This window comes from Acinetobacter sp. F-1 (assembly GCF_022869025.1).
Taxonomy (GTDB): domain Bacteria; phylum Pseudomonadota; class Gammaproteobacteria; order Pseudomonadales; family Moraxellaceae; genus Acinetobacter; species Acinetobacter pseudolwoffii.
Window position 1 is genome coordinate 25,933 of sequence record NZ_JAJKFX010000003.1, and the last position, 15,059, is coordinate 40,991.

The 15,059-nt window shown below is 47.1% G+C and carries 15 protein-coding genes; 10 read left to right on the forward strand and 5 right to left on the reverse strand.

Annotation, left to right across the window (positions count from 1 at the left end):
- Positions 1-4 precede the first annotated feature (4 nt).
- On the reverse strand, positions 5-1,495 hold the full coding sequence (locus LOZ91_RS03840) for a YifB family Mg chelatase-like AAA ATPase (protein WP_005094488.1): 1,491 nt from the start codon (positions 1,493-1,495) through the stop codon (positions 5-7).
- A 66-nt stretch (positions 1,496-1,561) separates the two neighbouring features.
- On the reverse strand, positions 1,562-1,789 hold the full coding sequence (locus tag LOZ91_RS03845) for an accessory factor UbiK family protein (protein WP_244782685.1): 228 nt from the start codon (positions 1,787-1,789) through the stop codon (positions 1,562-1,564).
- 277 nt (positions 1,790-2,066) lie between these two features.
- Here LOZ91_RS03845 and glnK point away from each other — a divergent pair, with 277 nt between their 5' ends.
- From glnK to LOZ91_RS03880, 7 genes are all read left to right on the forward strand, one after another.
- Positions 2,067-2,405, forward strand: a complete 339-nt coding sequence (gene glnK / locus LOZ91_RS03850) for a P-II family nitrogen regulator (protein WP_005094485.1) — start codon at positions 2,067-2,069, stop codon at positions 2,403-2,405.
- A gap of 59 nt (positions 2,406-2,464) precedes the next feature.
- The gene (locus LOZ91_RS03855) at positions 2,465-3,880 is read left to right on the forward strand and encodes an ammonium transporter (protein WP_005169048.1); all 1,416 of its coding nucleotides are present in this window, start codon (positions 2,465-2,467) and stop codon (positions 3,878-3,880) included.
- A gap of 140 nt (positions 3,881-4,020) precedes the next feature.
- Positions 4,021-4,485: a transcriptional regulator NrdR gene (gene nrdR / locus LOZ91_RS03860; RefSeq protein WP_005094481.1), complete on the forward strand. Its 465-nt coding sequence runs from the start codon at positions 4,021-4,023 to the stop codon at positions 4,483-4,485.
- Between the two features lie 2 nt (positions 4,486-4,487).
- On the forward strand, positions 4,488-5,576 hold the full coding sequence (ribD, locus tag LOZ91_RS03865) for a bifunctional diaminohydroxyphosphoribosylaminopyrimidine deaminase/5-amino-6-(5-phosphoribosylamino)uracil reductase RibD (RefSeq protein WP_005169044.1): 1,089 nt from the start codon (positions 4,488-4,490) through the stop codon (positions 5,574-5,576).
- Entirely contained in the window at positions 5,573-6,865 is a 1,293-nt protein-coding gene (locus tag LOZ91_RS03870) for a DNA adenine methylase (RefSeq protein WP_005094477.1), read from the forward strand. The genes ribD and LOZ91_RS03870 overlap by 4 nt, the downstream gene beginning before the upstream one ends.
- 22 nt (positions 6,866-6,887) lie before the next feature.
- The gene (locus LOZ91_RS03875; RefSeq protein ID WP_100329432.1) at positions 6,888-7,547 is read left to right on the forward strand and encodes a riboflavin synthase; all 660 of its coding nucleotides are present in this window, start codon (positions 6,888-6,890) and stop codon (positions 7,545-7,547) included.
- Between the two features lie 109 nt (positions 7,548-7,656).
- Positions 7,657-8,202 (forward strand): VTT domain-containing protein, encoded by a 546-nt coding sequence (locus LOZ91_RS03880; protein ID WP_005094471.1) that lies wholly within the window; start codon positions 7,657-7,659, stop codon positions 8,200-8,202.
- 330 nt (positions 8,203-8,532) lie between these two features.
- Here LOZ91_RS03880 and LOZ91_RS03885 read toward each other — a convergent pair whose 3' ends face one another.
- The 3 genes from LOZ91_RS03885 to LOZ91_RS03895 are packed head-to-tail and all read right to left on the reverse strand — an operon-like array spanning position 8,533 to position 11,037.
- Positions 8,533-9,162, reverse strand: coding sequence for a hypothetical protein (locus tag LOZ91_RS03885; RefSeq protein ID WP_005094469.1), 630 nt, complete (start codon positions 9,160-9,162; stop codon positions 8,533-8,535).
- Between the two features lie 26 nt (positions 9,163-9,188).
- Entirely contained in the window at positions 9,189-9,596 is a 408-nt protein-coding gene (locus LOZ91_RS03890) for a DNA polymerase III subunit chi (RefSeq protein WP_005094466.1), read from the reverse strand.
- A complete protein-coding gene (locus LOZ91_RS03895; protein WP_244782686.1) occupies positions 9,589-11,037 on the reverse strand; it encodes a leucyl aminopeptidase in 1,449 nt (482 codons plus the stop codon). Before LOZ91_RS03895 ends, LOZ91_RS03890 begins: the two co-directional genes overlap by 8 nt.
- Positions 11,038-11,193: 156 nt before the next feature.
- Between LOZ91_RS03895 and lptF the strand changes: the two genes are divergently transcribed.
- From lptF to gpmI, 3 genes are all read left to right on the forward strand, one after another.
- A complete protein-coding gene (gene lptF, locus LOZ91_RS03900; RefSeq protein WP_005094462.1) occupies positions 11,194-12,294 on the forward strand; it encodes an LPS export ABC transporter permease LptF in 1,101 nt (366 codons plus the stop codon).
- Between the two features lie 2 nt (positions 12,295-12,296).
- Positions 12,297-13,367, forward strand: a complete 1,071-nt coding sequence (gene lptG, locus LOZ91_RS03905) for an LPS export ABC transporter permease LptG (protein WP_005094459.1) — start codon at positions 12,297-12,299, stop codon at positions 13,365-13,367.
- Positions 13,368-13,491: 124 nt separating this feature from the next.
- Complete coding sequence (gpmI, locus tag LOZ91_RS03910; RefSeq protein WP_005094458.1) at positions 13,492-15,039, forward strand: 2,3-bisphosphoglycerate-independent phosphoglycerate mutase; 1,548 nt, start codon at positions 13,492-13,494, stop codon at positions 15,037-15,039.
- Positions 15,040-15,059: the final 20 nt, after the last annotated feature.

Consider the following 15,059-nt stretch of genomic DNA (forward strand, 5'->3'; position numbering starts at 1 on the left):
TGATTTAGATCTGTTGCTGTCCCCGATAAGACAAAGCTTCAGACAGATGCTGACTCTGGATTTCTGTGCTTTGATTTAAATCAGCAATAGTACGTGCCACCCGTAATACCCGATGATAGCCACGTGCGGATAAATTCAGTTTTTGTTGAGCCAGTTCAAGCATATTCTGGGCAGTCTGATCCAAGCCAGCATAATGTTCTAGCTGCTTTGGACTCAAACTCATATTCAAGCTATTTTGCCGTTGCATCTGAATCTCATAAGCTGCTATCACGCGTTGTCTGACCGTTTCAGAGTCCTCTGTCGGCCGATTATCCTGTAACTCATGCGCCTGTAAGGGCGGTACATCAATATGTAAATCAATCCGATCCAGCAGCGGCCCTGAAATCCGGTTCTGATAGCGCTTGATACTGTCAGGCGAACATTGGCAGCGAATATCCTGATTAAAGGCATAACCGCATGGGCAGGGATTCATGGCAGCCACCAGCTGAAAATTGGCTGGAAAAGTGATCTGACGTGATGCACGAGAAATCACAATTTCTTTGGCTTCCAGAGGCTGGCGCAAAACTTCCAGTACCTTTCGATCAAATTCAGGCAATTCATCCAGAAATAACACGCCCAAATGCGCCAGCGTAATTTCACCCGGTTTGGGGTGTGAGCCGCCACCGACCAGTGCAACAGCAGAAGCAGTATGATGCGGGGCTCGAAACGGCCGCTGGCCAAAAGGATGATTGGCATTGGCGACTGAATAAATACTGGCAACTTCCAGATTTTCCTGGGTTTTTAAAGGCGGTAAAATACTGGCTAATCGAGATGCGAGTAAGGTTTTTCCTGTCCCCGGTGGTCCTCGAAACAGCAGGGAATGGCCACCCGCTGCTGCAATTTCCAGTGCACGCCGTGGCCGCAATTGGCCTTTGACATCGGCAAGATCACATTTATAAAAATGGTTGGTATCGACTGGGATGGTTTGTATTTCTGCTAAGCACTGCGTCTGAGCAAGATGCTCACACACCTCTTTTAGATGATTGGCAGCAAAGACCTTAAAGTCCGGGAGTTGGCAGGCTTCTTGTGCATTCGGACCCGGCAGCATCAGTTGATGCTGATCATGTTGACAGGCAATCGCAATGCTCAGGATCCCTGTGACTGGGCGAAGTTGACCATCGAGAGCCAATTCTCCAATAAACTCAAGATCATCGGTGCAGTTTTCCGGAAGCTGTCCGGAGGCGACCAAAATACCTAAAGCAATCGGTAAATCCAGACGCGAACCATCTTTCGGTAGATCTGCTGGAGCCAGATTAATGGTCAGGCGTTTGGTCGGAAACTGAAAGCCACTATTTAAAATGGCAGAACGCACCCGGTCTTTACTTTCCCGGACTGCGGCTTCAGGAAGCCCCACAATCGTGAGTGAAGGCATGCCGGAACTGACATGAACTTCGACTTCAATTAAAGGCGCGTGCAGGCCAAGCAAGCCTCGCGTATAAATTTTGGCAAAAGACATTATTATTGTTCCAATTTAGTGCATTATTTTTATCGGTCTTAGGTCTTTTGTGCACTGTACTTGTGCTTATTTTTTATTCGAAATTTTATTTTCTAAGGCTTCAACCTGTTTCAGCAAATCATTGAGGCGATGATTGGCATTATCGAGGGCAGTACGTTGACGTTCAATTTCTTCTTTGGACACCAGATCCATTTTTGTCACAGCTTCATTTAATAGAGCACGAATATTCTGTTCCAGATCTTTCTTAGGTTGTTCAACTTGCTGCAAAATTGCTTGTAATAGGGTTTCAATCATTGTCTGATCCATCGCCATCGAAAGGAAGCGACAGTTTAGCATTGCTCGAATACAGACCCTAGTATTTCAGACAAAATATAGGCTTAATCGATAAGAGATATTGTAAAAATCCACATAAAAAATGTCGGTTTTTTAAAGATTCAAAACCTTTATAAGTATAAAATAAGGTATAAATAAACCGCATGCCGGGCTTTCTAATTTCCCCCGACCTTAGGAATCTTGGCATGAAATTTGAACGTAAAACCTTACTGGTGAAATAAGCCGAAGGAAAACAAACATGAAGCTCGTAACTGCAATCGTAAAACCTTTTAAATTGGATGATGTTCGTGAAGCATTGTCTGAAATTGGTGTTCAAGGCATCACTGTAACTGAAGTGAAAGGCTTTGGTCGTCAAAAAGGCCATACTGAACTCTATCGTGGTGCTGAATACGTTGTAGATTTCCTGCCGAAAGTCAAAATTGAAATCGCGATTAGCGATGACATGGTTGACTCCGTCATTGAATCTATTACGCGTGTTGCTAGCACTGGAAAAATTGGTGACGGAAAAATTTTCGTGACGAACTTAGAACAAGTCATCCGTATTCGTACAGGTGAAACAGGTGCAGACGCTGTTTAACTTGGCACGAAGTTTGCTGAGTACCTAAGAACTCACAAAAACTTGGTTGGGGGATACGAATGAAAAAAATGCTACTTGCGTTCGGCATGGCCGGCGCACTTTTTGGTGGTTCTGTTGCATGGGCTGAAAATGCTGCAACAGCAACACCACCCGCAGAAGACATTGTGCTTGTTGAAGAAACAGGCGAAACCACACTGAATAATACGGCAGATACTCCAGCAGCAATTGCTGAAGCAGCGCCAGTTGAAACAGCAGTACCTGCAGAAGAAGAAGCAACATTAGATACAGGTGATACTGCCTGGGTTTTAACGTCCACCGCATTAGTTTTACTCATGACCATTCCGGGTCTAGCACTCTTTTATGGCGGTATGGTCCGTAAGAAAAACGTCCTGGCGACCATGGCGCATAGCTTTATTGCCGCTGCAGTCGTCAGCATTGTCTGGGTGATTATCGGTTATACCCTGGCCTTCGGGGAAGGGAATGCCTTCATTGGTAGCTTGGACAAATTTATGTTGGCCGGTATTACCACAGAGGCGCTTTCAGGCACCATTCCTGAAATTCTGTTTGTCATTTTCCAAATGACTTTTGCCATCATTACCGTTGCAATTATTAGTGGTTCGATCGCAGAACGGATGAAATTTGGTGCTTTCGTTGCTTTCATTGCACTTTGGGTGGTGATTGTCTATGCGCCGATTACTCACTGGGTCTGGGGCGGCGGCTGGTTGGGTAATGACGGTGCGCTCGATTTTGCTGGTGGTACAGTGGTTCACATCAACTCGGGTGTTGCCGGTCTGGTAGCAGCGTATATGCTGGGCAAACGTATGGGCCTGGGCCGTGAATCGATGGCGCCACACAACTTGACCCTTACTGTGGTGGGTGCATCTTTACTTTGGGTGGGCTGGTTCGGTTTCAACGGTGGTTCTGCCTTGGGTGCGAACGGCTCTGCAGGTTATGCGCTGGTGGTGACTCAGGTGGCAGCGGCAGCGGCAGCGCTCTCTTGGCTGATTACTGAAAAACTGGCACGTGGCAAAGCATCTGTATTAGGCGGCGTATCGGGTGCAGTTGCCGGTCTGGTGGTGATTACGCCAGCCGCAGGTTTTGTGACTGTCGGTGGTGCATTGGCGATGGGTCTGATCGGTGGTGTGGTGTGTTTCTGGGGGATTACTGCGCTGAAACGTGCCTTGAAAGCCGATGATTCTTTAGATGCGTTTGGCCTGCATGGTGTAGGTGGTGTGGTCGGTGCAATTTTGACCGCTTTTTTTGCCAGCGAATTCATTATGGGGGATGCTGCGCCAGCCAACATGATGAGCCAGCTTTGGGTTCAAGTTGAAGGTGTACTTGCGACCATCGCTTACTCTGCCATCATGACCTTCATCATCCTGAAAGTGATTGACTTGATCATTGGTATCCGTGTCGCATCTGATGATGAGCGCATGGGTCTGGATTTGAGCCAGCATGGTGAACGTGTCGAATAATAATAAACACACAATAATCAATATATAGTGCAAAACAGCCCAAATGGGCTGTTTTTTTTCTATATGTTGCGTAAGACTCTACAAAGTTTGCAATTTTTGCTACACTCGGAATCCATCTGGATTTGTTCAATTAAACCGCTATGCATTGCCCATTTTGCAATACTGCCGACAGTAAAGTGATTGATTCACGCCTGGCAGCTGAAGGCTGTCAGATTCGTCGTCGCCGTGAATGTGTCAGTTGTAATGAACGTTTTACGACTTTTGAAAGTTATGAAGTGGTGATGCCGCGCGTGATTAAATCGGATGGCAAGAATGAACCCTTTGATGAAGCCAAATTACGTCGTTCCCTGATGCATGCCTTGCAGAAACGTCCGGTAACCCAAGAGCAGATTGAAACAGTTTTGAGCGATATCCAGTTACAGATTCGCCGTTTGGGTGAGCGTGATGTGAAATCGCGTACCATCGGTGAAATTGTCATGCAGTCTTTATTCGCACTCGATCACGTGGCCTATGTGCGTTTCGCTTCGGTTTATCAGGATTTCCAGGATGTTGAAGCTTTTCGTCATCAAATTGAACAGATGCAACAGCGAGAATCACAAGAATAAGCATGTCTGAACTGAATCAAGATCAAGTCTGGATGCGCCGCGCAATTCAGCTTGCCCAGCAAGGTCAATACTCGACCAAGCCCAATCCGAATGTCGGCTGTGTCATTGTCAAAGATGGCGTCATTATCGGTGAGGGTTTTCATCCTCAAGCAGGGCAGCCGCATGCTGAAGTATTCGCGCTGCGTCAGGCTAGTGAGCAGGCACGTGGTGCAACCGCGTATGTCACTTTGGAGCCGTGTGCGCATTATGGGCGAACGCCGCCATGTGCCAAGGGTCTGGTTGAAGCTGGTGTGGCTAAAGTGGTCGTGGCCTGTCCTGATCCAAATCCGCTGGTGGCGGGCAAGGGTGTACAGATTTTAAAAGATGCCGGTATCGATGTTGAAGTCGGGATTGGTCAGGAACAAGCGCATCAGCTGAATCAAGGTTTCCTGAAAGCCATGGCGACCGGCATGCCGTATGTGCGACTTAAAATTGCATCCAGTCTGGATGGCCGTACGGCGATGGCATCCGGTGAATCGAAATGGATTACCGGAGCCGAGGCGCGTCAGGACGTGCAGTATTGGCGGGCCATTTCCGGTGCAGTCATCACTGGGATTGAAACAGTTCTGGCCGATGACTGTCAGCTGAATGTGCGGCAACTCGATGGCATTGAAGATATTGAAACAGTAGTACAGCCCAAGCGTATCATTTTGGATCGTCAGGGGCGTTTGCCATTAACGGCGAAAATTCTAGCGCAAGCCGACACCGTGTTGGTGATGGGACCTTTTCGGCAAGAGCTGGCCGATCTGGGTGTGTTACAATTGCCGGTACAGCCTTTAAAACAATTATTGTCCCAGCTGGCTGAGCAGCATCAGATTTATGATGTCTTGGTGGAAGCAGGGGCGACCTTATCTACGGCATTTTTACAAGAACAATTGGTTGATGAACTGATCAGTTACGTTGCACCGACCTTATTGGGTCAGTCTGCACGTACTATGTTTAATGCAGAATTCAGCCTTATGGCAGAACAACTCCGATTTAAGCTGCGCGATGTGACTCGCTTGGGTGATGACGTGCGCTTCAGGTTAATTCCTTTTCAAGAGACACTATGAGTTCAGAGTCTACGGTTTATCATAAACGTCGCCATGCGGCACGTACCACCGATGAATATCTTTTCCATCAGCTGGTTCCTTATCTGGGCAACAAACGCCGTTTATTACATTTGATTCTGGAAGCACTTGAAATTACAGGAACTCTGAAGCGTGAAGATGGCCGTGCGCCGATTTTTGCTGATTTTTTTGCTGGTTCTGGTGTGGTATCACGCTTAGCCCGTCAAAATGGTTATCGCGTGATTGCCAATGACTGGGAACCCTATAGCCATGCATTGAATCATGCGGTGCTGGCCTGTACTGAAGCACCGGCGTTTAAAGAATTGGGTGGCTATCAGAAAGCCATTGATTATCTGAACCGTCTGCCGGAAGTGAAAGGCTGGGTCACGCATAACCTGTGTCCGCGCAATGATGAAATTTATGATCCCGCCCGTGACCGTTTGTTCTTTAAACGTCGTAACGGCATGCGTATTGATGCCATTCGTCAGCAGATTGCAGCTTGGCAGGCCCAAGGTGCCATTGACGATGTAGAGATGTCTGCCTTGCTGGCACCATTACTGTATTCAGCCAGTTTTGTCAGCAATACCTCGGGCGTTTTCAAGAGTTTCCACCACGGCTGGGGCGGAAAAACCCAAACGGCGCTGGAACGGATTGAATCTTTACTGTGGCTGACCCCAAGCCGCTTTTGCGAGTCGGATCAGAAGAAAGGTATGGCTGCCGAAATGTGGTGTGTCGATGCCCAGCATCTGGCCAATCAGATGAGCGGTTTTGAAGTAGATGTGGCTTATCTGGATCCACCGTATAATCAGCATGCCTATAGCAGTAATTACCATGTCCTGAATGCTTTGACCTTATGGGATCAGGCCGATTTACCGACGCCAGATACCAAGGGCTTCAAGAGCGGGATTGACCGGGCATGGCGCAAAGAGCGTCCGAGCCAGTACAACTCTTCCAAATATGCCAAAGAAGCCTATGAAAACTTGTTGGCGACCATCAATGCGCGTTTCATTCTGACCAGTTATTCAACGGATGGTAATATCAGCGCCACTGATTTATTGCAGGCCAACCTGAAACGTGGCCGGGTGACCTTGCTGACTCAGGATGTACCACGTTATCGGGTCAGCAAACAGCGCCAATCTGAACGTGCACGCGTACTGGAATTTATTGTGATTACCGATACCCATGCCAGGTCAGGTCCACCGATCCGTCAACTCCTCAGCCAGTTGCATCATTATGCAGAATTGGGCGGTGTGGATACCACTGGTGTCAGTACCCAGTTGGCACTCTGGTAAAAGAATAGAAAAGGAAATAAAAATGTTTACAGGTATTATCGAAAGCCTCGGCAAAGTAGACAGTCTGCGAATTGTGGGTGGTGATGTACGTTTACGTATCCAGACTGACCTGGACATGTCGGATGTACATCTGGGTGATTCTATTGCTACAAATGGCATCTGCCTGACAGTCATCGACTGGGGCGAAAACTGGTATGCAGCTGATGTGTCCCGTGAAAGTCTGAACCGGACGACACTGGGTAACTGGAAAGCCGGTCAACCTGTTAACGTCGAAAAAGCCATGTTGCCGACCACGCGTTTTGGCGGCCATATTGTTTCAGGTCATGTCGATGCAGTCGGCGAGATCACTTTGGTGCGTGCAGATGCACGCTCGATTTATTATGAAGTCACTGCACCGGCTGAAATTGCCAGATATCTGGCAGAAAAAGGTTCGGTCACAGTCGATGGTATTAGCCTGACCATTAATCACTTGCGTGGCTGTGTGATTAGTCTGAACTTGATTCCGCATACGGCTGAACGTACCAATATCGGTACCTGGAAAGTGGGTAGCAAGGTCAATCTGGAAGTGGATGTGTTGGCACGTTATATCGAGCGTTTATTGCTCGGTGATAAAGCCGCAGATACCACTGAACAGTCTAAGATCAGCATGGATTTTCTGGCTGAAAATGGCTTTTTAAAATAAGCGGAATGCTTAAATACTGAACAGTCTGATTGAAAAATTAGACTGTTTTTTTATTTTTCGGGATAATCAGCAATTCAATTTGCAAATATTGCCTTGGTGGACGGGTCGAATGCTCGATTTTTTACTCAACTTGGAACAGTCATTACCGCTATTGCTTGATCAATATGGGGTATGGATCTACGCGATCCTGTTTCTGGTGATTTTTGCGGAAACCGGCTCAGTATTTTTCTTTTTTCTGCCCGGTGACAGTTTATTGCTGGCTGTAGGAGCTTTATGTGCCAGCAGCGATATATTGACCCTGCATTCGATGGGATTACTGCTCTTTACTGCATCGGTACTCGGCTACACCGTGAATTATTACACTGGAAAAGTGCTGGGCCTAAAATATTTTAATCGGCATTCACGCTATTTCAAGCCAGAATATATGGTGAAAACCAATCACTATTTTATGAAACATGGCGGTAAAACCATTCTGATTGCGCGTTTTATTCCTTTTGTTCGTTCATTTGGCCCTTTTGCTGCCGGTTCAGCCCATATGAGTTTTGCCACATTCAGCTTTTATAATATTACGGGTGGTATTCTCTGGATTGGTACTTTATTAAGTATTGGCTATTTGCTTGGAAATGCTGCCTTTATGCTGGCCGATGTGCTCTAAAAGATCAAATTAAAAATCCGAATCAGCCGGATGCCAGTTAGTTAAGCAATTGACTGGCATTTTCTTTTTTAAATTCATGATTATATTTGATGGGTGGAAAAGTCATCCGCAACTGTTTGAGGCATGCGGTGTATTGCACCGCAAGATATCTTCCTTGCGAAGCTCTGCTTCTCATTTGGACAAAACCAAATTAACCAATGCTTTACAGATGTTTGATGTAAAACCTTAAGGTTTCGTCGTGAACGACTAAACAGTTAAAGGGTCTATTTCTAAACTCCTTAACTGATCAGCATTACCGAATGAGCGGGCTTTTTATATGAGTTGGGATTTTTAATCAGGTCTCACTTGCTCGGAAAATTCTGAATTTTTCAGTATATAGTCGATTTCTTCTTGGGCCGCCACACGCATTTGTTCTCTTAGTGCATTGATGGTCTGTTCAATCACCGTTTCTGCCTCCAGTTCCAGACGCAAACGCACACTCTCTAATTCAGATAAAATGGTGTGGTCTTGAATCTGGATACGACCTTGGGCAAAGTCAAAACTATGCTCAGGATTTTTCTGATAACGGGCAACATAGTGCTGCATTTCTGTCTCTAGACTGAGGTTTATGTCAGCGAGGGCTTGGGTCTGCTCAGTAAATTTACGCTGTTCATCCTGATATAACTGTGCAATCGCAGCCTGCTCTGCAGCACGTTTATCGGCCAGGGCCTGTTCGAGTGCCAGCTGTCTGCGAATACGTGCAGCCTCAATCAATTCAGCCTTGCGCTGCGCATAGGCTTCTTCAATCTTGCGTTCAGATTCCTGCTGTAAGCGCTGATCACGAATCTGCCATTCTTCTAAAGAGGTTTCAGGCTTTAAAATGTCACAGATCCGAGAGAGGTCATCGATAAAGGTCTGACGTACAGCTTCTGGCACATTTAACCAGCGCTGTTTAAAATCTGGACCTACATTTAATGCCACATGCCTCTCCTTGTGGGTGATATCGGTTAAAGCTTATGGGTGTTGGGCTCAATACCTAAACGACGATATTGTTTGAATTTTTCACGACCCAGCTGTTTAGCCGTTTCATGGTTTTCAATGATCTCAATAATGTGACTAAATTTTGCGTAAGGTTCAAGTGCTTCCGGATTAAAATTGAAAATAATCCAGTCGGACTGTTCAGGCAATGTTGCCGAAATACACACGCTCGCCTCAGGCTGATCAATGCCATGCGGAATAAAACTCGCGCGATCAAAGCTCCACAGGCGTTCATCCAGCTGCTGTTGTAACGCTGCATCGGCACATAGTAACCAGATCCGCGCCGGCTGGCGCAGAATCTTGCGGCATAAACGACAAGCACTTTCGACTTGTCGTTCAGGACTTTTTTCAAATAAATAAAAGCTGACCTTAGCCATTCGTTTGAACGCGGTTGGCCAGGAACTGCATCAATAATGGCACTGGACGCCCGGTTGCACCTTTATTGGCACCTGAGTTCCATGCTGTACCTGCAACATCCAGATGTGCCCAGCGATATTCACGGGTAAAACGCTGCAAGAAGCAGGCTGCAGTGACAGAACCGGCTTTTGGGCCACCGATATTGCCAATATCGGCAAATGGTGAATCGAGTTGTTCCTGATAGTCATCTATGACCGGCATACGCCATACCCGGTCAAATGAATGCTGGCCGGCAGTTTCCAGTTCTGCTGCCAATTTATCATCTGGTGTGAACAGACCTGTCAGCACGGAACCCAAAGCCACCACACATGCACCGGTCAAGGTCGCAATATCAATCACCAGAGCAGGGTTGAAACGTTTCACATAGGTCAGGGTGTCACATAACACCAGACGACCTTCGGCATCGGTATTCAGGATTTCAACCGTTTGACCGCTCATCGTCGTGACGATGTCACCCGGACGAGTGGCTTTACCTGAAGGCATATTTTCTGCTGCGGCAATGGTTCCTACCACATGCAGAGCTAAGCGGGACTCACACAATGCACGCATGGTACCCAGTACAGAGGCTGCACCGCACATGTCGTATTTCATTTCATCCATACCTGCGCCAGGTTTGAGTGAAATACCACCGGTATCAAAGGTAATGCCTTTACCGACCAGTACCACTGGCGCTTCACTACGCTCTGATTGATATTCAATGCTGATAATACGACCCGGACGCTCTGAACCTTGGCTGACTGCAAGGAAGGCACCCATGCCTAAATCTGCCATCTGTTGTTCATCCAGTACCGTGACTTTCAGTAAATCCGGATATTCAGCAGCCAAGGCGATGGCCTGATCTGCCAGATATTCCGGGAAACAGATATTGCCCGGACGGTTGCCCAGATCACGTGCCAGGTTTTGCCCGCTCTTTACTGCTTGAACCAGTTGCAGCTGTTCTGTCGTTAAAACGCTATGCGTGGCAATCAGGTCGATCTGTTCAAGTACAAATTCATTCTTTTTCGACTTATATTCATCATAACCATAGCTGGCTTGGGTCAAAGCCAGAGCAAACAGATAATGCAATTCTTGTGGAAGTTGTGTCAGGTCTACAGAAATCTGTTTGAATTTTTTTTGAGTGGCCTGAATAATAGTCTGGGCAATTTTTGCGAGTTTTGCTGGTTGCAATTCAGTGACTTTGCCTAAACCGATCAGTGCTGCATGGCTGGACTGACTGACTTGGCCAATCAGGCTCAGACTTTCAGCCAAAGCCGCTTTGAACTGAGATGCTTCAATTAATCGGTCTAAATTGTTGATTTGATAGGTTGAGGTGGTATTTTGAAGTTGTTCTGAGTCAACTAAAATCAACAAAGATTGACTTGATCCATTCTCTGGGAATGACGTATTAATTGTAAGTTTCATATTCTGTTTTCACGCCTGTCTAGATTTGTAAATCATTCAGTCATTGAACCATTTATCTGAATAGAGTTTCAATGGGTAGGGCCGTCTAGGTTTTATATTTTTGCTATTCGGGTAAACTAGCACTCGTTTTATAGACCTTATTTTGGAAGAATTAATTTGATTATTCGGCGTTATCTGGTCAAGCAAGTTGTCTCGACATCCTTGGTGGTGATTGCCTTATTGACCTTGATCATGATGGGTGGCCGACTGATCAAGTATTTTGGTGTCGCAGCGCAAGGCCGTCTGGATGCAGGCATTTTATTTAGCATCATTGGCTACCGTTTGCCTGAGTTTTTAACCTTAATTCTTCCGCTCGGTTTCTTTATTGGCCTGATGCTGGTATTTGGCCGTTTATATGTCGACCATGAAATGGCGGTGATGAATGGCAGTGGTGTCAGCCGGCATCAATTGGCGCGCCTTCTGGTGCCGATGACCTTGGTGTTTCTCATTGCCCAAGCCGGCTTGATGCTCTGGGCAGCGCCATGGGGAATCCGCCAGTTTGAAGCGCTGACCACCAGTCAGGCGGTACGCACCGGCTTTGATCTGGTACGACCCAAAGAATTTATTTCCTCTGGCCCCTATACCATTTATGCCGGTGATCTGTCTGAAGACCGTAAAAACTTAAAAGATATTTTCTTCTATCAGCGGGCAGAAAAACCCGGTAAACCGGATGTGATGATTCTGGCCCAAGAAGCCACCCGCATCGAGGTGCCAAATGATGCGGCCAATGTGGTCGATCTGGTTCAAGGTCGCCGTTATGAAATTTATCCGGGCACTCCGCAATATACCCAGGCTGAATTTGCAAGCTATCGTCTGCGTTTAGAAAATGATGAGGAAGCACAGTTTGCCAGTGCTGAAGTTGAAGCCCTGCCAACCTCGCAATTGTGGCAGAACCGTCAGGATCCTGTGGTGGCCAGTGAATTAGGCTGGCGGGTATTTGTACCATTTGCGATTCTGATTGCTTTGATTCTGGCCGTGGCCTTGTCTGAAGTGAGTCCGCGCCAAGGTCGTTATCTCAAGTTATTTCCGGCGCTCATGATCTTTGCCAGTCTGATTGTGGCGTTAATGGCCGTGAAAACCCGGATCAGTAAAGAGGAAATGGGGATCTGGGCTTATCCATTGATCCTGATTGCTTATGCGATTGCGGGTGCCTTGTTCTCACGTAAACAGAATTTGGCCCCGAAAATCAAGAAACAGATTCAGCGAGTGAGGTCTTAATAATGTTGGCACGTCGTATAGTTGCAAAACATGTGACCCAAACCACTGCGCTGGCGATGCTGGGTGCAACCGCTGTGTTGGCGGGTTTACAGGTGTTATTTACTTATCTGGGTGAGCTGGGTTCACTAAAAGAAGGTTATGGCGCCTGGGATGCCTTGAAATATGTGCTCTGGGGTGCTCCGAATTATCTTTATGAAATTCTGCCGATCTCGGCGCTGATCGGTGCGGTTTTAGGTTTGGGCACATTGGCCTCAAATAGTGAACTGATTGTGATGCGCTCGATCGGGATCAGTCTGTGGCGGATTGTTGGCTGGGTGATCCGTTCCGCATTGTTGTTGGTGGTCTTGTCATTTGCCTTGAGCGAGTGGGTGATTCCTTATACCAATGAACAGGCCAAGAGCGTAAAAAGCTCGAGTAAAGCCGCACAACTGGGCGAAGTGCGGGGTTACTGGACCCGGGAAGGGCAGCGCTTTATTTATATTGATTATGCCAATTCGCAAGGTCAGCTGAAAAATGTGCAGATGCTGGATTTTGATGAAAATTATCGCTTACGCGGCACCTTGCAAGCGGATCAGGGTGAATTCGTCACAGATGGCTCCTGGACATTAAGCAATACCGAGCAGTTCGATATTCTGCAAAATGGTAGTGCTACCCTGATCAAGCAGGAACAGCAACCTTTGGCACTGGCATTACAGCCAAAATATGTGCATATGGTCACCATCGATCCTGAAGACTTGTCACCGAGCCAACTGATCAGTTTCACAAGTTATATGCATGAATATAGTCAGGTGCCAAAAACCTATCAACTGGCTTTCTGGCAGAAACTCGGTTCTCCTTTTGCCCTGATTGCACTGGTGGTGATTGCCTGTTCATTTATTTTCGGGCCGCTGCGTCAGCAATCCATGGGTTTTCGTCTGGTGATTGCCTTATTTGCCGGTCTGGGCTTTTTCTATCTACAGGATTTCCTCGGCTATGCCAGTCTGGTCTATGCGCCATCTCCGGCATGGTTTGTCTTTATTCCGATTCTGATCATGTTCGGTATTGGGGGTTACCTGCTGCATCGGGCACGCTAAGACCCAGGAAAATAGAACAAATCAATCGCGATGAGCGGCTTAAACCATACTCTGGTCATGGCCTCTTTTTGCAAACTTCGCTAAAATAGAGCGATTAATTCGTAGACGAACAGAGTATTTCATTATGACGGATGCAACTGCTGGCAAAATCCCTCACGTTTTGGTGATTATGGATGGTGTGGGTCATCGCGAAGCGGTCGAAGACAACGCGTTTTTAGCAGCTAAACGACCAAATTTAACTGCAATGCAGGACAAGCATCCGCATGGTTTGATCTCGGGTTCAGGCGAAGATGTTGGTCTGCCAGATGGCCAGATGGGGAACTCGGAAGTCGGACATATGAACCTCGGTGCAGGTCGTGTGCTGTATCAGGATTTTACCCGGATTACCAAAGACATTCGTACCGGTGATTTCTTCAATCATGAAGTACTCGTCGATGCGGTGGAGAAAGCCAAAGCTTCAGGTGGTGCAGTGCATTTGCTCGGCCTTTTATCTCAAGGCGGTGTGCATTCGCATGAAGACCATATTGTTGCGATGGCTGAACTGGCACTCAAACGTGGTGTCAAAGTTTATTTGCATGCTTTCCTGGATGGTCGTGATACGCCGCCACGAAGTGCCCAACCGTCATTGGAAAAACTGGATGCGCTGTTTGCACAATATCCGGGTCAGGGTCGTATTGCCAGCATGATTGGTCGTTACTTCGCGATGGATCGTGACAACCGTTGGGATCGTGTCGAACAGGCCTATCGTTTATTGACTGAAGGCGAAGCGGCCCGTACAGCTGCCACCGCAGTTCAAGGTCTGGAACAGGCTTATGCCGCAGATGAGTCGGATGAGTTTGTCAAAGCCACCCGCATTGGTGAGCTGGCAAAAATTCAGGATGGTGATAGCGTGGTCTTCATGAACTTCCGTGCTGACCGTGCCCGTGAAATTACCAAAGCCTTTGTTGAAAAGGACTTTGCTGGATTTGCACGTAAAGTGGTGCCGAACTTAGCCAAGTTTGTGATGTTGACGCGTTACCAAGCAACGATTGATGCGCCTGTGGCCTATATGCCAGAAGCGTTGGTCAACTCGATTGGTGAATACCTGTCAAATCTGGGTAAAACCCAATTGCGTATTGCTGAAACTGAAAAATATGCACACGTGACGTTCTTCTTTAGTGGCGGTCGTGAAGATGAATATCCGGGTGAAAAACGTATCCTGATTCCATCACCAAATGTAGCAACTTATGACCTCAAACCGGAAATGAGTGCTTATGAAGTGACTGATGAGCTGGTCGCTGCGATCAATTCAGGCGAATTTGACCTGCTGGTGGTGAACTATGCCAATGGTGATATGGTCGGTCATACCGGTGTTTTTGATGCCGCAGTGAAAGCGGTCGAAGCGGTCGATACCTGCTTAGGCCGGGTTTATGAGGCGGTGATGGCGCAAAAAGGTCATATGCTTATCACTGCCGATCATGGTAATGTAGAGCAGATGCAGGACTATCACAGTGGTCAGGTGCATACTCAACATACCACTGAATTGGTTCCATTTATTTATGTAGGTCCAACTCAGGCCACGATCGCAGAAGGTGGCGTATTGGCAGATGTCGCACCGACCTTATTAAGTCTGATGCAAGTTCCAGTCCCTGCGGAAATGCAAGGTCGCAACCTGATTGAACTGAATCAATAATTTTCGATAAGATCTAAAAG